Below are 20612 nucleotides of genomic sequence, written 5' to 3'. Positions count from 1 at the left end.
CCACCCCTTCCCATCCCGAACAGGACCGTGAAACGACTCCACGCCGATGATAGTGCGGATTGCCCGTGTGAAAGTAGGTAATCGTCAGGCTCCTCATGCCGTAACGTCCAGAACCCCGGTCTCTCCGAAAGAGAACCGGGGTTCTGACGTTTGTGCCGCAGGAAATGCGAAAGCCGTCCCCTGGACGGCTTTCTGCGTTAACAGCCCGGTCAATTGCGTCTACTGCGAAGCTTTTTGCGTGGATGCCGCGACCGCCGCATCCTTTGCCAAGGCGACATCTTCCGCTTCATCCGCAAGCTGCTCCTGCGTCAGTTCTTCGAGCAGCGCGAGGTCACGCGCGATCACCTGCGGAAGATGCGCACGCAGGAACTCCACCCATGTCTTTGTCTTCGCGTCGACGAATTTGCGCGACGGGTAAAGCGCGTACACGTTCGTCTTCTGGAGCTTGTGCTGAGGCAGTACGCGCACGAGCGTACCGTTTCGCAGTCCTTCGATTGCCGCGTAGACTGGTAGCACGCCAATCCCCATGTCCTCGCGAATTGCCACCGCGAGCGACTCTGCGATGTTCACCTGCACCGGGCCATCAACGTGCATCTCGATGCTGCCCTCGGGTCCTTCGAGCGTCCATTCATGCGCTGGGAACGCCGGCGTTTTCAAAATCAGACAGTCGTGATGCGATAGATCGGCGGGCGTGCGCGGCGCCCCATGCGTATGCACATACCCGGGCGAAGCGCACAGGATGCTATACGTCGAGCCGAGCTGGTGCGAGACGAGATCGGAATTCGGCAGCGAAGACGCCGTGACGACAGAAACATCGCTGCTGCCCTCGAAGAGATCCGGCATACGTTGCGAGAGCGTCAGCTCGACCGTCACCTCGGGATGCAGCGCCCGGTAGCGCGAAATCGCGGGCAGCACGTACTGCTGACCGATGCTCGCAAAACTGTGCATACGTAGCGCGCCGGCAGGGCGCTCGTGCGCGCAGCTTGCTTCTTCCTCCGCGCTATCGACGTCCGCGAGGATCTGCGAGCAGCGTTTGAGGTACCGCTCGCCGGCCGGTGTGAGTGCGAGCCGGCGCGTCGAGCGGTTGAGCAGGCGGGTGCGCAAATGCGCCTCGAGTTCCGACACCGCGCGCGACATGGCGCCCGTGGTCGAGTCCAGCGACTGTGCCGCTGCCGTGAAGCTGCCCGCTTCCACGACGCGGATGAACACCCGCATGTTTTGTAACGTATCCATCAGTCCTTCTTCTTCGGTCCAGAAATAATATTGTCCGCCTCTCGGGCTTCGTCATTGTTGAGTGATCTGGAACGGAGGTTCCCCACCTGTCCCGTTAATTCGCTCCAGTGACGCTCCTACAATCGGCGCCTGTCTTCGTAATAGCCCGAGCGCAGTCGTTTTTATGAGCCGCCAGTCCTCGATACATCGAGCGTTCAACTCGCGTCGGCGCGCGGAAATCATATGGCGCGCCGCCAGACGGGCGCTGCGCGACTGGCGTGCCAGCGATGGCGCGATCTGGCTCCATCTGCTCAAAACGGTTACGGCCGGCTTGCTCGCGATGGGCGTTGCGATGTTGCTGGACCTGCCGCAGCCGCGCATTGCAATGACGACGGTGTTCGTGCTGATGCAGCCGCTCTCCGGCATGGTGTTCGCGAAGAGCGTCTACCGCATCGTCGGCACCGCGGTCGGCATGATCGCGGCGCTGGTGCTGGGGGCCGTGTTCGTCCAGCAACCCGAGCTCTACATACTCGGGATGACCGGATGGGTGGCCGCCTGTACGGCTGCTGCCATGAGAAATCGGCATTTTCGTTGGTACGGTTTCGTGCTGGCCGGCTACACCGCCGCGCTGATTGGCATTCCGCTCGTGATGCAGCCCAACGGACTTTTTCTTGCCGCACTCGGACGGGGCGCCGAAGTGGCCGTCGGGATTCTCTGCTCAGGCATGGTCAGCGCTGTGGTCATGCCTCGACAATCGGGTTCGCTGCTCGATCGCACCTTGCGCTCGCGCTATTTGAATTTTACTGCTTTCGCCTCTGTGGTGCTGGCTGGACGGCTCGAAAGAGGCGCATTCGAAGGGCGATTCGCAGGTCTCGTCGACGATGTCGTCGGTTTCGAGGCCACACGTGCTTTCTCGTTCTTCGAAGATCCGACGATGCGCGCGCGTAGCGGCCTGCTTTCGCGCCTGAATTCCGAATTCATGGACGCTTGCGCGCGGCTGCACGCACTTCGCCAGTTGCTCAAAAGACTGCATTGGAGCGACGCCGCGATCGCGCCGCTTGCGCCATATTTCAGCGAGCTTGCGGCGCTGCTGGCGCAGCGGCCGCGCCGTAACGAAAGCGAGCGAGCCTATGCGTTGCGGCTTGCGGACGGCCTCGAAGCCTTCCAGCGCATCTTGCCGCGTCATGTGCGCGAGACGCGGCGACCGCTCGAGCGCGCGCTACCCGATGCGCTGCCGGACTTCGATACCTCGGCCGAACTCATCTACCGCTTCACGACCGAAATCGTGCGCTACAGCCGCACATGGGCGTCGCTCACGGAGACCCGTTTCATACAGGAGCCGCGTGCCGCGCGCTATGTGCCGCGCACGAGCTGGTACGTGGTGGCGTTTACGTTCCTGCGCACGGCCGTCGTGGTGGCGGCGCTGGGCTGGTTCTGGGTCGAGACCGACTGGCCGAGCGGCGGCCTCGCGATGATCGCCGCCGCGCTCACGTGCGCGCTCACTTCGTCGGCGCCGAGCGCGTCGCGCATGGCGGTGCAGATGGCCGTGGGCGCAGCCTTTGCCGCCGTGACGGGCTATCTCTTCATCTGCTACGTCTATCCCAACGTCGACGGCTTTCCGTTGCTTTGCGCGACGCTCGCTCCGGTGCTCGCTCTGGGCGCATTTCTCGCCACACGCCCGCGCATAGCCGGTTTCGGCGTTGGTTTCGCCGTGTTCTTCTGCTTGCTGGCCGGTCCCGACAACGTGATCGTCTATGCGCCGGACCTGCTGATCAACAATGGCATCGCGGTCGTTACCGCGATGCTCGTTGCTTCGCTTGCCTTCATGGTGGTGTTTCCGCCGCATATGAACTGGCTGGTCGAGCGCATGTGCGTGTCTTTGCGCAGCCAGGTCGTGCTGGCCTGCCATGGCGAACTGGAGGGCCTCGGGCAGCGCTTCCAGTCGGGAACGCACGATTTGATGCATCAGTTGAGGTTGTTGCTGACCGGGCGCCATCAGGCTCACCGGCGCGCGCTGCGGTGGATGCTCGTGACGCTCGAAGTGGGGCACGCCGTCGTCGATCTGCGCAACGAGGCGCAGGCTGCGGCCTGGCTCGGCACGCGCGATGCGCGCTGGCCGGCGGCCCTCGCACGTGTCCAGGAGGACATAGCGGCCCTTTTCGAGCACCCGGACGGTGCGTTGCTCGAGCGTGCGCTGACATCGGTGCGCGCGGCGACCTGGATCGGCCAGGAGGCGCTCGCAACCGTGGCTCACGAGCGCGAGCGGCGGCACGACGTGCAGCGGCTGCTGAGCCACCTGCACTTCATCCGCAGCGCGTTGCTCGACCGTGATGCGCCGCTCGGTCCGCTGGGCCGCCGTGTTCGCCGCACCTCGGGAAGATCGTTGAAAACACAATGAAAAAGCGGGCGCCCACGATCTTGCCATCGTCTGGAAATATGCATTCCACCCCGCCTTCTTAATCAATACTGTCCCGAGTCATATAGTCACATCACTGCTTCGCAGTACCCGTTAGCACTGGAGAGTAAAATGAAGTCCGTGAAGATCGCTGTTGTTGCCTGTTCGCTGTTTGCCGCCGCCGCTGCTTATGCGCAGAACGAAGCACCGGCAGCGAGCGTCCCTCAGCAGGCCGCGCAATCCGCTGCTCCGCAGGCAGCGCAAGCGTCCGGCCGCCGCGAAAACGTAAAGCCGGCAAAGACGGATGAATGCGTCGGCCCGGTCAGCTTCTGCAACATTTATTTCGGTAGCTGAAGTCAAGAGCACGCCAGCCATGTGCAGGCGCACGCTGAGATCTTGTGCCGCGACGCCTTTACATGGGCGCCGCGGCTTTGCGCATTGTGGCCGCAAAGAAACGCAACCGTGTTTTTATGAAAGCCGCAGTGCATGCCCGCCGATGCAAAACCTGAAAATGGGCACCAGGCGATCAGAGAGTTTGTGGAGACTTTGATGTACGAAGACCGTATTCGTTGTGCCGCCTTGCGCGGGAAAATCACTTCGGCTGCCGAGGCGGCTCAACTCGTGCGTAACGGCATGCGTGTCGGCGCGAGCGGCTTTACGCGCGCGGGCGACACAAAGGCCGTGCCGATCGAGCTGGCGCGCCGCGCTCGCGAAGAGAAGGAGCCGCTGCGCATCACGTTGATGACGGGCGCCTCGCTCGGTCACGACGTGGACCGCGTGCTGACCGAAGCCGGCGTGCTCGAACGCCGTCTGCCGTTTCAGGTGGACGCCACCTTGCGAAAGGCAATCAACCGCGGCGAAGTGATGTTCGTCGACCAGCATCTGTCCGAGACCGTGGAAATGCTGCGCGCGAACCTGCTCGGCAAGCTAGACCTCGCGATCATCGAGGCCGCTGCGATCACTGAGACAGGCGCGATCGTGCCTACGACCTCGGTCGGTAATTCGGCGAGCTTCGCGATTCTCGCGGAGAAGGTGATCGTCGAGATCAATCTCGCGCAGCCGCTCGGGCTCGAAGGCCTGCACGACGTGTGGATTCCCGGCCGCCGTCCGCATCGCGATCCGCTGCCGATCGTGCGTCCCGAGGACCGCGTGGGCACGACCGCCATCGAGATTCCGCCCGAGAAGATTGCCGCCATCGTCATTACGAACGAAGCGGACAGCCCCTCGACCGTGCTGCCCGCCGATGAGGAAACCGCCCGCATCGCAGGCCATCTCATCGAGTTCCTGCAGCACGAAGTCAAGCACGGCCGCATGAGTGCGCAACTGCCGCCGCTGCAGGCCGGCATCGGCACGATTGCGAACGCGGTGCTTTCGGGTTTCGTCGATTCGCCGTTCGAAGCGCTTACGATGTACTCCGAAGTATTGCAGGACTCGACTTTCGACCTGATCGACTCGGGCAAGATGGTGTTCGCCTCGGGTGCTTCGATGACGCTCTCGGCGCCGCGTCAGGCTCAGGTGCTCGCCGAGCTCGACCGCTATCGCGACAAGCTCGTGCTGCGTCCGCAGGAAGTGAGCAACCATCCCGAAGTGATTCGCCGTCTCGGTCTGATTGCGCTGAATACCGCGCTCGAATGCGATATTTACGGCAACGTGAATTCCACGCACGTGGGCGGCACGCACATGATGAACGGCATTGGCGGCTCGGGCGACTTCGCGCGCAATGCGTCGTGTGCGATCTTCGCGACGAAGGCCATTGCGAAGGACGGCCGCATTTCGAGCATCGTGCCGATGGTGCCGCACGTCGATCACAACGAGCACGACGTGGACGTGATCGTCACCGAGCAGGGCCTCGCCGACCTGCGCGGCCTCGCACCGCGCGAGCGCGCGAAGCTCGTCATCGAGCACTGCGCGCATCCGCTCTATCGCGACTTGCTGCGCGACTACTATGCCGATGCGCTGAAGATCGGCGGCCAGACGCCCCACAATCTCGCGCACGCGTACGAGATGCATCTGCGCTTCAACGAGACGGGTTCGATGCTGCCCGAAGCGACGGGCGGGCTCGCCGCGAACGCATAACGCGTACGCAACCCGATAGCGCCCAAAATAAAACGGGAGCGCCGGCAACGGCGCTCCCGTTTTTTATTGCTGCGTGGATTCGCTAAGCTCTTCTGAACAACCGGATGATGAAGAGCAGAATGACCGCACCAATGATCGCGGTGATGATCGAGCTGATCATGCCGGTGCCGATATGAATACCGAGCAGACCCGCCAGCCAGCCGCCGATGAACGCGCCGACAATGCCGACGATGATATCGACGAACAATCCGAAGCCGCCGCCCTTGACCAGGACGCCGGCGAGCCAGCCTGCGATTGCGCCGATGATGAGCCAGGCAATGATGCCGTGTTGCATATGGACAGACTCCCCTTGTTGGCGTGAACGAATCACGGTGTCTGGAGCTTAGTCCAAGGGCGAAAAGGCGTCCACGAAACGCGGCCAGAATTGACAGTTCCTGAAAACTGCCGCGGATAGTTTAAAGAAACGCAACGCATTGGCAATGCATTCGTAAGAAAAGCGGGCGGATGCCGCGCAGAAGCCTCATTCCGGCGCGATCTCGGGCTCCGCGGCAGTCCAGCTTACGCTGGAGACGCCTTTTTCCATGCTCAGGCGGCTCGCCATGAGTTCGAGCTTCGACTGGTACTTCGGATGCAGGCGCATCGTCGCCGTCACCCGCAGGCGTTGCGGATCGCCGGGTATGTCCTCGCTCGAGAGGCTTTGAAATGAAAGCGGCGAGGAGTACACCGAGTTCGAGAGAACCGTGCGGATATGCACTTCGTCTTCTTCGCGGCACACCACCGTGAGCACGTAGGTGCGCACGAGGTCGGCGCTCGAAACAGGTGTTGCGTTGATGATGCGGCTCACCTCGCGCAGCGCCGTGTTCGTGAGCAGCACGACGATAGTCCCGGCCAGCGCCGGACCATAGTGGCCCGCGCCGCACAGCACGCCCATGGCCGCCGAGCACCACAGCGTCGCCGCCGTATTGATGCCCTGAATCGCGCCCTTCTCGCGCATGATGACGCCGCCGCCCAGAAAGCCTACGCCCGAGACCACATAGGCCGCGATTTGCGTCACGCCGGTCGTGCCATTGCCGGTCAGCACGCCGAGCGTGACGAACAGGCACGCTCCGGTTGCGACGAGCGTGATCGTGCGCAAACCGGCCGTGCGCTGGCGAATCTGGCGTTCGAGTCCGATGGCGACGCCGCAGGCGAATGCCGCGAGAAGGCGCAGGACGAAGTCGAGAGTCATCGTTTTGTCATCAAGGCGCGAGTGGCTGCTCGGTGTACGGCGCTCGCGCAAGGCGTAGCGGGGCGCCGTGGATCATACGCGGGACGGAGCGCCGCGCCAAGCTGTCCGCGCTGCCATGTTCGAGTCAGCATCTGGCCACGGCTCGTGCGCGAAACTGCATGCGTTCGTATTGAGATGGGAAGGCTGGGCGAATGAACGGGAGTCTTTGATGGATACGCTGCGCAATATGCGGGTCTTCGCGCGGGTGGTGGAGTCCGGCAGCTTCACGCGCGCTGCGGCGAGCGAAACGATGACGACGGCGCAGGTTTCGCGCGCGGTGACCGATCTGGAGTCGCGGCTGCGCACCCGGCTTCTGAACCGGACCACGCGGCGCATGTCGCTGACCGAGGCCGGCGAGCGCTATTTTCAGAGTTGCAAACGTATTCTCGCCGACATCGAGCAGGCGGAGGCCGAAGCCGCCGCCGCACACGCGAATCCCGCGGGCAAGCTGCGCGTGTACGGCGGCACGAGCTTCGGGCAGCACTACGTGATGCCGCTAATCGCGCGCTATCAGCAGCATTTGCCGGAGGTTTCCGTCGATCTCACCATCGCGCAGCAGATGCCCGACATCATCGAGGAGGGCTTCGACGTGGCCGTCGTGGTCGCCGCCGAACTCGAGGACTCCGCGTTGATCTCGCAGCATCTGGGCAGCACTGCCGCCATTCTTTGCGCGTCGCCCGGCTATCTGCGCTTGCGCGGCGTGCCGCAATCGTTCGACGACCTCGAGGCGCATACCTGCCTGCATCTGACCGATGCGAGCCTGCCGGCCGGCCAATGGGTTTCCGAGGGACCGCTTGGCGAGACCTTCCGGCATACCGGCGTGACGCCGTTTCAGGTGAACAACCCCGAAGCGCTTGCCCTTGCGATACGCGAAGGCATGGGTATCGGCCCGCTGCCGGTGCCGGTGGCGCTGCCCGGTCTTGCCGACGGCACGCTGATGCGCGTACTGCCCACCCATACGCTGCAGAAGCTCAACATCTATGCGTTGTATGCGTCGCGTCGCTATCTGGATGCGAAGATCCGCACCTTCGTCGAGTTTCTGCGCGAGAAAGTGCCGCTCGTCCTCGCCGAACAGGAAGCGGCGCTCGCCACGTGCGATGCCCCGCAACGCTGTCATGCGGATGCTTCCCCGGGCGCGCAGGGCGCGCCTGCGCGTCGCAGCCGCAACGGACGCGCATTGCACGATCCGGAACGTCTGCGCCTCGTGAATTGAAGCAGTTACAGAGGTGCTCGCGACGCGCGAAGCCGTAGTTGCACGACGGCGAGCGCGCCTCGCGACGCTGGAGCAGCGATTTCTCCGCGCCATCGCGCGTCTCGCGTGTTGCCTGTCAATTTCGCCATATTGGCGCCAGCGGCCTGCCACAGCCATTGCCTATCATGCGGCACCCGCTGGAACGAATGCGTCCTCGTCACAACCCCTCGCCTGAGCTGTCCGAAACACTGACATGTGGATTGTCAATCTCGCGCTGAAGCGGCCGTACACCTTCATTGTGATGGCCATCATGATCGTGCTGGCCACGCCGTTCGTGCTCATGTCGATGGCCACGGACGTGCTGCCGAACATCAACATTCCGGTCATCAGCATCATCTGGTCATATACCGGTTTCTCCGCGAAGGACATGGCCGACCGCATCACGTCGGTCAACGAGCGCAGCCTCACGACCACGGTGAGCAACATCGAGCACATCGAGTCGCAGTCGCTGCCCGGCATCGCCATCATCAAGCTGTTCCTGCAACCGGGCGCGAGCCTGCAAACGGCGATCGCGCAGGCCGTCGCGTCGGAACAGGCGCAAGTGAAACAGATGCCGCCAGGCGCCACGCCGCCGCTCGTCATCAGCTATTCGGCGTCGAGCATTCCGGTGATCCAGCTCGGTCTGTCGAGCAAGTCGATGAGCGAGCAGGCGCTCGCCGACATCGCGATGAACTTTCTGCGGCCGCAGCTCATCACGATTCCCGGCGCGCAGGTGCCTTACCCGTACGGCGGCAAGACGCGCGTGATCTCGGTGGACATCGACACGCGCGCGCTCATTTCGAAGGGCCTCACGCCCGCCGACATCGTCAACGCCGTCAATGCGCAGAACCTCATCTTGCCGACGGGCACGGCCAAGCTGGGGCAGACCGAGTATCGCGTGGACACCAACGCGTCGCCCGACACGCTCGCGGGCCTGAACCGCATTCCCGTGCAGACGGTGAACGGCGCCACGACCTATCTCGGCGAAGTGGCGCACGTGCGCGACGGCTTCACGCCGCAAACCAACGTCGTGCGCCAGGACGGCCAGCGCGGCGTGCTGATGTCGATCCTCAAGAGCGGCGACGCGTCGACGCTGCAGGTGGTGGGCGCACTCAAAGACCTGCTGCCGAAGGCGCGCGACACGCTGCCCGCCGACCTCGTCGTCAAGCCGCTTTTCGACCAGTCGGTGTTCGTTTCGGCCGCCGTGCAGGGCGTGGTGCGCGAAGCACTGATCGCCGCCGCGCTCACGGCCGCGATGATCCTGCTATTTCTCGGCAACTGGCGCAGCACGCTCATCATCGCGGTGTCGATTCCGCTGTCGATTCTCTCTTCGATCATCGCGCTCTATGCGCTAGGGGAGACCATCAACATCATGACGCTCGGCGGCCTTGCTCTGGCCGTCGGCATACTCGTTGACGACGCAACGGTCACGATCGAGAACATCGAGCGCCATCTGCATCTGGGCGCCGGCCTGCACGACGGCATTCTCGAGGGCGCGGGCGAAATCGCGGTGCCCGCGCTCGTCTCGACGCTGTGCATCTGCATCGTGTTCGTGCCCATGTTCTTCCTCACCGGGGTGGCGCGCTTTTTGTTCGTGCCGCTTGCGGAAGCCGTGGTGTTCGCGATGATCGCGTCGTACATCCTCTCGCGTACGCTGGTGCCAACGCTCGCCATGCTGCTCTTCGAAGGCCACGATCCCGCTGCACACGGCGAACATGCACGAGGCTCGCTGTTCGCGCGCATACATTGGCGCTTCAATCACGCATTCGAGCGCGTGCGCGCCAACTACATCGCTTTGCTGAGCCTGCTGCTCGCGCGCCGCAAGCTTTTCGGCGGTTCGTTTCTCGCCTTCTGCCTGCTCTCGCTCGTCCTCGTGCTGTTTCTCGGCCGCGACTTCTTCCCTTCGGTCGATGCGGGCAACATCCGCCTGCACATGCGCGCGCCAACGGGCTTTCGCATCGAGGAGACCGCGCGCCTCGCCGACGAAGTCGAACAGGTGATCCGCGAAGTCGTGCCGCCCGACCAGCTGGAAACGATCGTCGACAACCTCGGTCTGCCCTATAGCGGCATCAATCTTTCATACAGCAATTCGGGGACGATGGGCACGCTCGACGGCGAAATCCAGATCGCGCTGAAGCCCGATCACGATCCCTCGCGCATCTATATCGACAAGCTGCGCGCCTTGTTGCCGCAGCGGTTTCCGGGCGTCGAGTTCTTCTTCCAGCCCGCGGACATCATCACGCAGATCCTCAACTTCGGCCAGCCCGCGGCGATCGACGTGCAGGTCGTGGGCGCCAATCTCGGCCAGGACATGGCGCTTGCGAGCACGCTGCTCAAGCGCGTGCGGCAACTGCCCGGCGCCGTCGATGCGCACATCGAGCAGCGCAACGACGAGCCCGCGTTGACGCTCGCGATGGACCGCACGCGTATGCAGCAACTGAGCCTGAGCCCGCAGACGGTCGCGCAGGACGTGCTGATCGCGCTCTCGGGCAGCACGCAGACTTCGCCCGCGTTCTGGGTGAGCCCGCAAAACGGCGTGGAATATCCGCTCACGGTGCAGACGCCGCAATATCGCGAAGCTTCCATGAACGAGCTGATGGGCACGCCCGTTTCCGCGCGCGGGGCGAATCCCAACGCGCCGCTGCAACTGGTGAGCAACCTCGTGCAGCTCGAGCCGCACGACGGGCCGGCCATCGTCACGCATTACAACATTCGTCCCGTGATCGATCTGCTCGTGAGCGTGGAGGGCAGCGACCTCGGTTCCGTGGGCGCGAACATCAACGACATCATCCGGCAGGTGCAGGCGCACGCGCCGCGCGGCACGACCATCACGATGCGCGGGCAGATCGGCACGATGCGTTCGTCGTTCGTGGGGCTCGGCGTGGGCATTGCGATGGCGGTGGTGCTCGTCTATTTGCTGATCGTCGTGAACTTCCAGTCGTGGGCCGATCCGCTCATCATCATCAGCGCGCTGCCGGCTGCGCTTGCGGGTATTGCGTGGATGTTGTTCATCACCGGCACGCACCTGAGCGTGCCCGCGCTTACGGGCGCGATCATGACCGTGGGCGTGGCCACCGCCAACAGCATTCTCGTGGTCGCGTTCGCGCGCCAGCGTTTATCCGCCGGCGCGACGCCGCTTGCGGCCGCGCTCGAAGCGGGCGCCACCCGCATACGCCCCGTGCTGATGACGGCGTGCGCCATGATGATCGGCATGGTGCCGATGGCGCTCGGACTCGGCGAAGGCGCGGAACAGAACGCGCCGCTTGGGCGTGCGGTGATCGGCGGTCTGCTGTTCGCCACGGTCTCCACGCTATTGTTCGTACCCCTGATGTTCGCGACCGTGCATACGCGGCTCGCTCTCCGCGCCGCCGCGAAACGCGAGCGCGAAGCGCAGCGGCACGGCGCACGAGGCGCCCAAGACTCGCCGCGCGATACCCGTTAAGTCAAAACTGGCCGAAGACATGAACGAACCTCACCACCATTCCTCTCTCGACATCACCGTGGGCGGCGAGCAGGGCATGGACCTGCCGGCTCGCGGTCAGGCGGGCAAGCGCGCGCGCGTGGCGGTGATCGTGGTTGCGCTGCTGCTTGCGGCGGGCGCGACGCGCACGATCGTCTCCAACCTCATGAACGCCCACCATCTCGCCGACGTCACGAAGCAGAACGCGCAGCAGTATGTGAGCGTCGTGCAACCGGTCGCGGCGGGCGCGAACGGCCGCATCGTGCTGCCGGGCACGCTGCGCGGCTATGTCGAAGCGCCGATCTACTCGCGCGCGAACGGCTATGTGCGGCGCCGGTACGCCGACATCGGCGCGCACGTGCAACAAGGCCAGGTCCTCGCGGAAATCGATACGCCCGAAATCGACCAGGAACTCGCGCAGGCGCAGGCGCAGCGCGATCAGGCCGTCTCGACGCTCGCACTCGCGAAGACCTCGTTCGATCGCGCCCAGCAGTTGCGCCAGCGCGATGCGGTCTCGCAGCAGGAACTCGACGACCGTCAGGGCGCATTCAACCAGGATCAGGCGAATCTCGCCGCCGCCGATGCGAACGTGCGCCGCCTGACGGAAATGAAGTCGTTTCAGCGCATCGTCGCGCCGATCACGGGCATCATCACGCAGCGCAACGTCGACATCGGCGATCTCGTGAACGCGGGCAACGGCGGCGCCGGACATGCGCTCTTTTCGATCGCGCAGTCGGACCCGCTGCGGCTCTACCTCGACGTGCCGCAAACTTACGCGCAGCAAGTGGCGGTCGGCCAGCACGTGAGCGTGACCGAGCAGGAACTGCCGGGTGTCACGTTCGACGGCACGGTCACGCGCACGGCGCAGGCCATCGACGTCGCCACGCGCACGCTGCAGGTCGAAATCTCGCTGCCCAATCGCGACGGCAAGCTGCTGCCGGGCGCGTATGTGCAGGCCGCATTGCAGACCGATTCGAAGGGCTTGCTGACGGTGCCTGGCAACACGCTGCTGTTCCGTGCCGAAGGTCCCCGCCTCGCGGTCGTGGACGCGGACGGCAAGGTCAAGCTCAAGCCGGTGGAAATCGCGCAGGATCTCGGGCAGACGCTCGAAATCAGCCACGGACTGGAGCCCGGCGACCGCGTCGTGTTGAACCCGAGCGACTCGATTGCCGATGGCGACAGCGTCGTGGTGGTCACGCCGAACAGGACCGAAGCGGCGCGCGAGGCGGCCAGGCGGAGCGCGACGTGAGCACGGGGCAAAGCAGGCGTACCTACCCTCGCGCGCGGGCGTCGGCGTTCCTCACGGCGCTCGGCGCGCTCGGCCTCGCGGCTTGCACGGCAGGCCCCGATTACCGTGCGCCGCAAACCGAAAGCCCTGCAGCCTGGCGCGTGGATTCCGCCGATTCGTACTGGCACGCGGCGCAGCCTTCGCATGCGCCGCTCGATCCGCAGTGGTGGAAGGTATTCGGCAACGCGGAGCTCGACAGCCTGGAAACCGCGGCGCTCGCGGGGAACCAGACGCTGCGCGTGGCCGCCGCGCATTATGTCCAGGCACGTGCGACGCTGGCTTCCGTGTCGTCGCAGCAGAGCCCGCAAGTCGGGCTCGACGCGGGCCTCGCACGCGAGCGCATCTCCGCGAACCGGCCGCTCACGAACTACTCGGTGTCCAACGTCTCGACCGTGCAGAACGATGTCAACATCGGCGCGACGGTCAGCTACGAGCTCGATCTGTTCGGGCGCATCCGGCGCATGGTGGAGTCGGCGCAGGCATCGACGCAGCAGGCAGGCGACGATCTCGCCAACGCGCGGCTCGTGCTCACCGCCGAACTCGCGACCGATTATTTCGCCATGCGCGAACTCGACAACGAAATCGACGTGGTGAACCGCTCCGCGCAACTGCAGCAAAAAGCGCTCGATTTCGTGACCGCGCAGCACGATCTCGGCGCGGTCTCCGGGCTTGAGCTGCTGCAGCAAAAGGCGCAACTGGCCGCGACGCAAACGCAGGTGCATCTGCTCGAAAATCAGCGCCAGCAAGAACAGAACGCCATCGCCGTGCTGGTCGGCACGGCCGCGCCGGAGTTCTCGATCGCCGCGAAGGTCACGCCGCTGCCGGTGCCGGCGCTGCCCACGGGCCTGCCGAGCGAGCTGCTGCAACGGCGGCCCGACGTGGCTTCGGCCGAACGTGCGATGGCCGCGGCCAATGCGCAGATCGGCGTGGCGCGCTCGGCGTACTTTCCGGACATCACGCTCTCGCCCACGCTCGGTTGGGAATCGACGCGCTTTGGCGGCCTTTTCTCGGTGCCGAGCCTCATGTGGTCCGTCGGCGCGACGGCGAGCGAGGTGCTGTTCGACGGCGGCAAGCGTGCGGCGGGCGTGGATTTCGCGCAGGCCGGTTACGAATCGGCGCAGGCGTCGTATCGTCAGACCGTGCTCACCGCGTTCCAGGAGGTGCAAAATGCGGTAACGGGGCTTTCGGTGCTCGAGCGCGCCTCGACCGACGGCCAGTCGGCCGTGGACGACGCACGCAAGTCGTTCGATCTCGCCAACGACCGCTATCAGGGCGGCCTCGTGGCGTTCATCGACGTGCTGAACGCCGAGCAGCAACTGCTTGCCAGCGAGCGCCAGGAGGTGCAGATTCACGGGCAGCAGGTCGCCACGGTGGTCTTTCTCGCGAAGGCGCTGGGCGGCGGCTGGAGCGCCGACGATCGCGAGCTGGCATGCAGCGCGGGCACGTGCCGTGAAGTGCCGGGGGCGGACATGAGCGCGGCGGCGGGCAAAAGCTGAAGTCGCATGAAATCGCCGCTAACCGGGCACGGGGCAGGGCATCAAGCAGGCAATAAAGCACGGCAATAAAGCAAGGCAATAAAGCAAGGCACACAAGAGGGCTCGAGCGAGCCCGACACCAGGGCGAAAAGAGCGCGCAGCCGCGGTCACGAGCCGCGGCGGCCGGCTGGCGGAAAGTGAAAGGCGCCGGGCGGACCCGCAAGGCATCGCGCGAAGAGGAGGGCGGGCATGAAGGTATTGGTAATCGAAGACGAACGCAAGGTCGTGGACTACTTGCGCAGCGGACTCACCGAGCAAGGGTGGATCGTCGACGTCGCCATGGACGGCGAGGAGGGCGCCTGGATGGCCACCGAGTACGACTTCGACGTGATCGTGCTCGACGTCATGCTGCCGAAGCTCGACGGCTTCGGCGTGCTGCGCACCTTGCGCGCGAAAAAGGACACGCCGGTCATCATGCTCACGGCGCGCGACCGCGTGGACGACCGCGTGCACGGCTTGCGCGACGGCGCGGACGACTATCTCACGAAGCCATTCTCGTTCCTCGAACTCATCGAACGGCTGCGCGCGCTCACGCGCCGCGCACGTGCGCAGGAATCCACGCTGATTTCGGTGGGCGATCTGCAAGTGGACCTCATCAGCCGCCGGGCGACGCGCGACGGCGTGCGGCTCGACCTCACGGCGAAGGAATTCCAGCTGCTTTCCGTGCTGGCGCGGCGGCGCGGCGAGATTCTTTCGAAGACGCTCATCACCGAGCTCGTCTGGGACGTGAATTTCGAAAGCAATGCGAACGTTGTGGAAACGGCGATCAAGCGGCTGCGCGCGAAGCTCGACGGGCCGCACGCGGCGAAGCTGCTGCATACCATACGCGGCATGGGCTACGTGCTCGAAGTGCGCGAGGAAGGAGGCCAGCCGTCATGAAGCGCTCGATCTCGCTGCGGCTTTCGGCGATGTTCGCAGCGGTGTCGCTCATCGTGTTCACGCTCACAGGCGCGGGCCTCTTTTTCCTGATGCAGCGCCAGCTCTTCAACGAGCTGCGCGAGACGCTCGATACGCGTGCGCGCATTGCGAGCCTGATCGTCGCGCATGCACCCGACGTGCAGAAGTGGGCCTTCGTGCAGGAAAAGCTGCGCGACCTTTCGCCCGCCGACAGCCGCATGCACTACTACGTCGAGGGCCCCGACCCGCGCTTTCGCTTCGGCACGCCGATCGTCGGCAAGGTGACGGGCAACGTGGGTCCGAATCACGTGCTCGTGCGCCCGCCCGGCTGCAGCTACGACATCATCACGACGACCTACACGGTGCCCGCGAGCGGCGACCGGCCCGAGGTGAAGCTCGTGGTGGGCAGCGATTGCGTGCGCACCGAAGGCATGCTGCGGCGCTTCGGCATTGCGCTTGGCCTGCTGATCGCGTTGTCCACCATCGCGGTTGCCTTGCTGAGCCGCGCGGTCACGCGCTTCGGGCTTGCGCCGCTCACGCGCCTTTCGCGCGAGGCCGCGCAACTGAGCCCGTCGAACCGGCGCCAGCGTCTGCACGCGGACGAGCTGCCCGAGGAATTGCATGAACTCGCCACGTCGTTCAACGGCGCGCTGGAGCGGCTCGACAAGGCCTACGAGCGTCTCGAGTCGTTCAACGCCGACGTGGCGCACGAGTTGCGCACGCCGGTCAGCATCCTGATCGGTCAGACACAGGTGGCGCTCACGCGCGACCGCTCGGTCGAGCAGTTGCAGCAGACGCTGCAGTCCAATCTTGAGGAATTCGAACGATTGCGCGTGATCGTCAACGACATGCTGTTCCTTTCGCGCAGCGATCGCGGCGAAAGGGCGACGGAACTCACCGAAGTATCGCTGCGCTCGGAGATCGAGCGCATGCTCGATTTTCTGGAGATGCCGCTGGAAGAGGCGCAACTGCGCGTGGAAGTGCAGGGCGACGCGCGCGCCTGGGTGAACACTTCGCTGATCGGCCGCGCCGTGAGCAATCTGTTCGTGAACGCGATCCAGCATTCCCAGCCCGGAACGACGTTGCGCGCGACCGTCGCGCCGCAGGACGGCCACGTCGAGATCGCCGTTTCGAATCCGGGCGAGCCGCTCGACCCCGTGGTGCGCGAGCATATCTTCGACCGCTTCTACCGCATTCAGGAAGCGCGCTCGAATAGCCACGAAAACCATGGGCTCGGTCTTTCGATCGTCAAGGCCGTGGCGGAAATGCACGGCGGCACGGTGTTCGTGCGCAGCGCGGACGGCGTCAACACATTTGGCTTCTCGGTCGCCGTGGATGGCGGCGACGTGGCCGAAGCATCCGTTGCCGACATCGTGCGTCAGGGCCGCGCGGGGTTGCCGCTGCACGTATCGCCCTGAAGTCTTTCTTCAGGTTCGCCCTTATACGGGCTCGTCTTCCACGGGGGCGCGCTCGTTTTCGACGTTGTGCTGATCCTTTCGCAGCAGGTCCCAGCAGCTGATGAACAGCGCCGCGATGAGCGGCCCGATCACGAAGCCGTTGATGCCGATGAGCGAAATGCCGCCGAGCGTCGAGATGAGCACGACCCAGTCGGGCAGGCGCGTATCCTTGCCCACGAGCACCGGGCGCAGCACGTTGTCCACGGTGCCGATCACCACCGAGCCGAAGATGATGAGCCCGACGCCTTTCGCCACGGCCCCCGTCGAAAGGAAGTAGATCGCGATGGGCCCCCAGACGAGCGCGGCGCCCACGGCGGGCAGCAGCGAGAGCAGCATCATCACGAAGCCCCACAGCAGCGCGCCCTGAATGCCGAGCACCCAGAGCGCGATGCCGCCCAGCGTCCCCTGCACGACCGCCACCGCCACGTTGCCCTTCACGGTCGCGCGGATCACCGTCGTGAACTTGCGCATGAGATGCAGCTTGTGCTGCTCGTCGAGCGGAATGGCGTCGCGCACGAGCCGCGAGATCTCGCGGCCGTCGCGCACGAGGAAGAAGAACAGGTAAAGCATCACGCCAAAGCTCACCAGAAACTGCAGCGTGTTCTGCCCGACGCTCAGCGCGCGCGTGGCGACGAACTGGCTGATCTGCGCGGCGCCGGCCGAAAGCCGCTGCTGCAGCCCGGGCAGATCCATGAGGTCATAGCGCGCGAGCAGGTTTTGAAGCGATTGCGGCAGCGCGTGCACGATCTGGCTGAAATACGCACCGATGTCGAGACTGCCGCTGCGCACCTGCTGGTAAGCCGACGCGACCTGTTGCACCAGCGTGCCCGCCACGAGCGTGAGCGGGAAGATCACGATCACGAGGCAGATCGTGAGCGTGATGAACGCGGCGAGATTGCGCCGCCGTCCGAGCCGCGCCACGAGCCGGCGCTGCACGGGCTGAAAGATCAACGCGAGAATGGCGCCCCACAGCACCGTGCTGAAGAACGGCGCGAGGACGAAGCAGAGCGCGACGGATACCGCGAACAGCAGCAGATAGAACGAGGCCTGGTAAAGGTGCTTGTTGCCTTCCATGAGCGATGGATTCCTGTTGGCGCCGTCAGGAGGACGACCGGCGGTATCGCTTCATGATACCGGCAAGGCCTTGCTGCCCGTCGTGCATGGCGTTCAACGCGCGCCCACCAGCCGCACGCGCGTGATCTCCGAAGGCGCGCCGAGGCGTTTGGGCGGCCCCCAATAGCCCGTGCCGCGGCTCGTATAGACCCACAGACTGCCGAGCTTCGCGAGGCCCGCCGTGAAGGGCTGCTGCAGCCGCACGAGGAAATTCCACGGAAAGATCTGGCCGCCGTGCGTATGGCCCGACAACTGCAGCGTGAAGCCCGCGTCCACGGCCGCGTGGGCCGTGCGCGGCTGGTGCGCCAGCAGCACGCGCGTGCCGATGTCGTCGGGCGCGCCGCGCAGCGCCGCGGCCGGATCGCTGCGGTGCGCGGGATCGAAGTGGCCGCCCGTATAGTCCGTCACGCCAGCCAGCACGAGCCGCGCGCCGCCATGCTCGATCACCACGTGCTGATTCATCAGCACCGTGAGGCCAATGCGGCGGAACTCCGCGATCCACGCATCGGCGCCCGAGTAGTACTCGTGATTGCCCGTCACGAGATACACGCCGTGATGGGCGTTGAGCTTGCCGAGCGGGGCGGTGTGATCGGCGAGATGCGCGACGCTGCCGTCCACCACGTCGCCCGTGATGGCGACCACATCGGCGTCGAGCTGGTTCACGGCGCGGACGATCGCATCGACGTAACCGTGCTTGATGGTCGGCCCCACGTGAATGTCGCTCAGTTGCACGATGGTGAAGCCGTCGAGCGCGGCCGGCAGCCCGCGGATCGGCACCTCGACGTTGCGCACGCGCGCGCGCCGCCGCGCATTGAAAAAGCCGAACGCGGTGGAGAGGAACGCAAGCGCGATCACCGCGGCGGCGCTGAAGGTGCGCCACGTCGCGAGATCGACGGCGCTGGGCCACAGCGCCTCCACGGTCATGGCCGAGGCGAGCACGATGTCGCGCACGACCGTCAGCATGAGTAGCGACGAGAAGAAGCCCATGGCAAGCATGCCGATCCACGCGAGGCGGTCGCCGAGCGGCTGACGCTGGATGCGCCGCGCAAGCATGCCCGGCGGAATGAACAGCACCGAGAGCACGAGCCACAGCACGGCGAGCCATTTGCCGGCGGTGGCCACGGGGAGGTCGGGAATCAGGCGGAAGCCGACATAGGCATGCAGCAGCACGCCGATGGCGATGAAGCGGACCAGAAACGAGAGTCGGGGCATGGCGGCGCGAACCGGTAGGAGAGAGCGGCGCAGTGCGTGGCGCGAAGCCCGAACGTCGAAACGCAGCAAACGGGACGAAGGCGGCGCAGGCAGGCTGCGTTGCATTCTACCGGCGCCGCAGACTTCGTGCCGAAGCGCGGAGGCGGCTTCACGGCGCGTATGCTGCGATGCGCCATCGGGGCTTTCCGCCGCCGCGCATCGACATACATGCGTGGCTGTATGAAAAGGCCTTTTCGTCGCGGCGGCCGGGTTGTTGCGATGCAGGATAGACCTGGCTTTTCCCCTGGATTGCGAACGTGCTCGTACCGGCTGCACTATGTTCGAGCAGGGCGGCGATTGCCTTATTAAACGTCCATTGAATCGGCCCCGGCGATGGACTATGCTCGAAACGAGGCCCGCGCGGTTTCGGGCGCTCCTGGGGGAGACGGATCATGAAAATTATCCGGCCGGTCGCACACGGGCTGCATGGTCGTCATGTCGGGCACGAGGGCAGTCACGTCATGCTGCCCATGGTCGGGCTCTCGGTCATGGCGGTCGCGCTATATATCGCCGTCAAGCATATCGATATCCTCGACATTGGCCGAAGCGCCTTGTTCGACGTTGTGATGGTGTTCGTCGCGCTGGGTATCGCGGGACTGTTCGGCGTGGTGGGCGCCTGGTTGCGTTCCCGCACCACCGACGAACCCGCCGAAGGCTTCTGCTTCATTGGCGCGGTCATCGGCGCGGCGGTGTTCTACATCGCGCTGCTCACCTGATTCGCTGCCGCACCGTGGCACGCGAGGGGAGACGGCGGTCGCGGCCGCCCATGCGAAACTGCAGGTTCCTTCCCGTTCGACGCACCGGTAATGTTCGATCTCTTCGACGATACGCCACAACCCGACGTGGGGTGGCATCCGTCATGGCTCGCACCCGAAGCGGCCGCGGAGGCGCTCGCTCACATCATCGCCGAGGCCGACTGGCGCCAGGAGCGTATCCGCACGCCCGGCGGCTGGGTGGATCAACCGCGCCTCACTGCCTGGCAGGGCGATCCGGGCGCGGTCTACGTTTACTCGGGCATCCGCAACGTGCCGCAGCCCTGGACTGCCACGGTGGCTGAACTGCGCGATGCCATCTCGGCGCTTTGCGGCGAGCGCTTCAACAGCGTGCTGCTCAACCGTTACCGCACGGGCACGGACAGCATGGGCTGGCACGCCGACCACGAACCGGAACTGGGCCCCGAACCGGTCATTGCCTCGCTGAGCCTTGGCGCGACGCGGCGTTTCGACTTGCGCCACAACAAGACGGGTGTGGTGCGCTCGTTCCGCTTGACGAGCGGCAGCCTGCTCGTGATGCAGGGCGACACCCAGGCGCAATGGCGGCATCGTGTGCCGAAGGAACCTGGCGTTAGCGGCGAACGCGTGAATCTCACGTTTCGCGTGGTAGCAGTGGGTTTGCGGGAGTAGGGTGCGGATTCGCGGAAGATGCGGGGT

The 20612-nt window shown here is 65.0% G+C and carries 16 protein-coding genes and 1 rRNA gene; 12 read left to right on the top strand and 5 right to left on the bottom strand.

Annotated elements, in window-relative coordinates:
- Positions 1-90: ribosomal RNA gene (gene rrf / locus BLU17_RS34605) — 5S ribosomal RNA — on the top strand; the annotation flags it as partial.
- Between the two features lie 129 nt (positions 91-219).
- Here rrf and BLU17_RS23865 read toward each other — a convergent pair.
- The gene (locus BLU17_RS23865) at positions 220-1233 is read right to left on the bottom strand and encodes a LysR family transcriptional regulator (protein WP_092002250.1); all 1014 of its coding nucleotides are present in this window, start codon (positions 1231-1233) and stop codon (positions 220-222) included.
- Between the two features lie 163 nt (positions 1234-1396).
- Between BLU17_RS23865 and BLU17_RS23860 the strand changes: the two genes are divergently transcribed.
- The 3 genes from BLU17_RS23860 (at position 1397) to scpC (ending at position 5683) form a co-directional block, all read left to right on the top strand.
- The gene (locus BLU17_RS23860) at positions 1397-3610 is read left to right on the top strand and encodes an FUSC family protein (protein WP_092002247.1); all 2214 of its coding nucleotides are present in this window, start codon (positions 1397-1399) and stop codon (positions 3608-3610) included.
- Positions 3611-3739: 129 nt separating this feature from the next.
- Complete coding sequence (locus BLU17_RS23855; RefSeq protein WP_092002245.1) at positions 3740-3961, top strand: hypothetical protein; 222 nt, start codon at positions 3740-3742, stop codon at positions 3959-3961.
- A gap of 195 nt (positions 3962-4156) precedes the next feature.
- Positions 4157-5683 carry a succinyl-CoA:acetate CoA-transferase ScpC gene (scpC, locus tag BLU17_RS23850; RefSeq protein WP_092002242.1) on the top strand — a complete coding sequence of 509 codons (1527 nt, stop codon included), beginning with the start codon at positions 4157-4159 and terminating at the stop codon, positions 5681-5683.
- Positions 5684-5765: 82 nt separating this feature from the next.
- Here scpC and BLU17_RS23845 read toward each other — a convergent pair whose 3' ends face one another.
- Together BLU17_RS23845 and BLU17_RS23840 are read right to left on the bottom strand one after the other, a co-directional pair.
- Positions 5766-6017, bottom strand: a complete 252-nt coding sequence (locus BLU17_RS23845) for a GlsB/YeaQ/YmgE family stress response membrane protein (RefSeq protein ID WP_092002239.1) — start codon at positions 6015-6017, stop codon at positions 5766-5768.
- Positions 6018-6203: 186 nt separating this feature from the next.
- Positions 6204-6911, bottom strand: a complete 708-nt coding sequence (locus tag BLU17_RS23840; RefSeq protein ID WP_092002235.1) for an MgtC/SapB family protein — start codon at positions 6909-6911, stop codon at positions 6204-6206.
- A gap of 208 nt (positions 6912-7119) precedes the next feature.
- On the opposite strand from BLU17_RS23840, the gene BLU17_RS23835 reads away from it, so the two are divergent.
- The 6 genes from BLU17_RS23835 to BLU17_RS23810 all read left to right on the top strand — a co-directional run bounded on the left by BLU17_RS23835 (position 7120) and on the right by BLU17_RS23810 (position 16779).
- Entirely contained in the window at positions 7120-8163 is a 1044-nt protein-coding gene (locus BLU17_RS23835; protein ID WP_092002233.1) for a LysR family transcriptional regulator, read from the top strand.
- A 232-nt stretch (positions 8164-8395) separates the two neighbouring features.
- Positions 8396-11623, top strand: coding sequence for an efflux RND transporter permease subunit (locus BLU17_RS23830; RefSeq protein ID WP_092002230.1), 3228 nt, complete (start codon positions 8396-8398; stop codon positions 11621-11623).
- Positions 11624-11642: 19 nt separating this feature from the next.
- On the top strand, positions 11643-12890 hold the full coding sequence (locus BLU17_RS23825; RefSeq protein ID WP_092002227.1) for an efflux RND transporter periplasmic adaptor subunit: 1248 nt from the start codon (positions 11643-11645) through the stop codon (positions 12888-12890).
- A complete protein-coding gene (locus tag BLU17_RS23820) occupies positions 12887-14425 on the top strand; it encodes an efflux transporter outer membrane subunit (RefSeq protein ID WP_092002224.1) in 1539 nt (512 codons plus the stop codon). The genes BLU17_RS23825 and BLU17_RS23820 overlap by 4 nt, the downstream gene beginning before the upstream one ends.
- A 228-nt stretch (positions 14426-14653) precedes the next feature.
- The gene (locus tag BLU17_RS23815; protein ID WP_092002221.1) at positions 14654-15343 is read left to right on the top strand and encodes a heavy metal response regulator transcription factor; all 690 of its coding nucleotides are present in this window, start codon (positions 14654-14656) and stop codon (positions 15341-15343) included.
- Positions 15340-16779 (top strand): heavy metal sensor histidine kinase, encoded by a 1440-nt coding sequence (locus BLU17_RS23810; RefSeq protein ID WP_092002218.1) that lies wholly within the window; start codon positions 15340-15342, stop codon positions 16777-16779. The genes BLU17_RS23815 and BLU17_RS23810 overlap by 4 nt, the downstream gene beginning before the upstream one ends.
- A 21-nt stretch (positions 16780-16800) precedes the next feature.
- On the opposite strand, the gene BLU17_RS23805 is transcribed toward BLU17_RS23810, so the two are convergent.
- Together BLU17_RS23805 and BLU17_RS23800 are read right to left on the bottom strand one after the other, a co-directional pair.
- On the bottom strand, positions 16801-17892 hold the full coding sequence (locus BLU17_RS23805; RefSeq protein WP_092002215.1) for an AI-2E family transporter: 1092 nt from the start codon (positions 17890-17892) through the stop codon (positions 16801-16803).
- Between the two features lie 93 nt (positions 17893-17985).
- Positions 17986-19143 (bottom strand): metallophosphoesterase, encoded by a 1158-nt coding sequence (locus BLU17_RS23800; RefSeq protein ID WP_092002212.1) that lies wholly within the window; start codon positions 19141-19143, stop codon positions 17986-17988.
- 431 nt (positions 19144-19574) lie between these two features.
- Between BLU17_RS23800 and BLU17_RS23795 the strand changes: the two genes are divergently transcribed.
- Positions 19575-19898 (top strand): hypothetical protein, encoded by a 324-nt coding sequence (locus BLU17_RS23795; RefSeq protein WP_092002208.1) that lies wholly within the window; start codon positions 19575-19577, stop codon positions 19896-19898.
- Between the two features lie 90 nt (positions 19899-19988).
- A complete protein-coding gene (locus BLU17_RS23790) occupies positions 19989-20585 on the top strand; it encodes an alpha-ketoglutarate-dependent dioxygenase AlkB family protein (RefSeq protein WP_092002205.1) in 597 nt (198 codons plus the stop codon).
- Positions 20586-20612 lie beyond the last annotated feature (27 nt).

This window comes from Paraburkholderia lycopersici, assembly GCF_900096975.1.
Classification (GTDB): domain Bacteria; phylum Pseudomonadota; class Gammaproteobacteria; order Burkholderiales; family Burkholderiaceae; genus Paraburkholderia; species Paraburkholderia lycopersici.
Note: the sequence above shows the minus strand (reverse complement) of the source record. Positions and strands in the feature narration are given on the sequence as shown.

Excerpts from the sequence above, each read along its gene's own strand:
- BLU17_RS23865 (WP_092002250.1), bottom strand. The coding sequence starts at position 1,233 with ATGGATACGTTACAAAACATGCGGGTGTTCATCCGCGTCGTGGAAGCG.
- BLU17_RS23860 (WP_092002247.1), top strand. The coding sequence starts at position 1,397 with ATGAGCCGCCAGTCCTCGATACATCGAGCGTTCAACTCGCGTCGGCGC.
- BLU17_RS23855 (WP_092002245.1), top strand. The coding sequence starts at position 3,740 with ATGAAGTCCGTGAAGATCGCTGTTGTTGCCTGTTCGCTGTTTGCCGCC.
- scpC (WP_092002242.1), top strand. The coding sequence starts at position 4,157 with ATGTACGAAGACCGTATTCGTTGTGCCGCCTTGCGCGGGAAAATCACT.
- BLU17_RS23845 (WP_092002239.1), bottom strand. The coding sequence starts at position 6,017 with ATGCAACACGGCATCATTGCCTGGCTCATCATCGGCGCAATCGCAGGC.
- BLU17_RS23840 (WP_092002235.1), bottom strand. The coding sequence starts at position 6,911 with ATGACTCTCGACTTCGTCCTGCGCCTTCTCGCGGCATTCGCCTGCGGC.
- BLU17_RS23835 (WP_092002233.1), top strand. The coding sequence starts at position 7,120 with ATGGATACGCTGCGCAATATGCGGGTCTTCGCGCGGGTGGTGGAGTCC.
- BLU17_RS23830 (WP_092002230.1), top strand. The coding sequence starts at position 8,396 with ATGTGGATTGTCAATCTCGCGCTGAAGCGGCCGTACACCTTCATTGTG.
- BLU17_RS23825 (WP_092002227.1), top strand. The coding sequence starts at position 11,643 with ATGAACGAACCTCACCACCATTCCTCTCTCGACATCACCGTGGGCGGC.
- BLU17_RS23815 (WP_092002221.1), top strand. The coding sequence starts at position 14,654 with ATGAAGGTATTGGTAATCGAAGACGAACGCAAGGTCGTGGACTACTTG.
- BLU17_RS23810 (WP_092002218.1), top strand. The coding sequence starts at position 15,340 with ATGAAGCGCTCGATCTCGCTGCGGCTTTCGGCGATGTTCGCAGCGGTG.
- BLU17_RS23805 (WP_092002215.1), bottom strand. The coding sequence starts at position 17,892 with ATGGAAGGCAACAAGCACCTTTACCAGGCCTCGTTCTATCTGCTGCTG.
- BLU17_RS23800 (WP_092002212.1), bottom strand. The coding sequence starts at position 19,143 with ATGCCCCGACTCTCGTTTCTGGTCCGCTTCATCGCCATCGGCGTGCTG.
- BLU17_RS23795 (WP_092002208.1), top strand. The coding sequence starts at position 19,575 with ATGAAAATTATCCGGCCGGTCGCACACGGGCTGCATGGTCGTCATGTC.
- BLU17_RS23790 (WP_092002205.1), top strand. The coding sequence starts at position 19,989 with ATGTTCGATCTCTTCGACGATACGCCACAACCCGACGTGGGGTGGCAT.